The organism is Flavobacterium sp. FlaQc-28 (assembly GCF_044007415.1).
Classification (GTDB): Bacteria; Bacteroidota; Bacteroidia; order Flavobacteriales; family Flavobacteriaceae; genus Flavobacterium.
This window is the reverse complement of sequence record NZ_JBIPCM010000050.1, coordinates 1-208: the sequence shown is the minus strand read 5'-3', so window position 1 is coordinate 208 and position 208 is coordinate 1. Positions and strand designations below refer to the sequence as shown.

The 208-nt window shown below is 48.6% G+C and carries 1 protein-coding gene; it reads right to left on the bottom strand.

Annotation, left to right across the window (positions count from 1 at the left end; all coding sequences use genetic code 11):
* Positions 1-208, bottom strand: a 208-nt coding sequence (locus tag ACHRVL_RS23145) for a hypothetical protein (protein ID WP_395415614.1), incomplete at both ends; no start/stop codon positions are given.

The window sequence follows — 208 nt, the reverse complement described above, 5'->3', positions numbered from 1 at the left end:
GGCTGCGCCTGCTCTGTTACTGAAACTGTCGAAACAGCATCAACAGTACATGGAGCTGTAGCCGCCACAGTATAAGTATAAGTTCCTGCTCCTGCGAAAGCTGGAGTCCAAGTTCCTCCTGCATCTGGGCTTCCGCCTAATGCTGCAAATAATGATCCTGATGTTACTGTGCTGCCTGAACAAATCGTTAATGTTCCGTTTGTTCCTG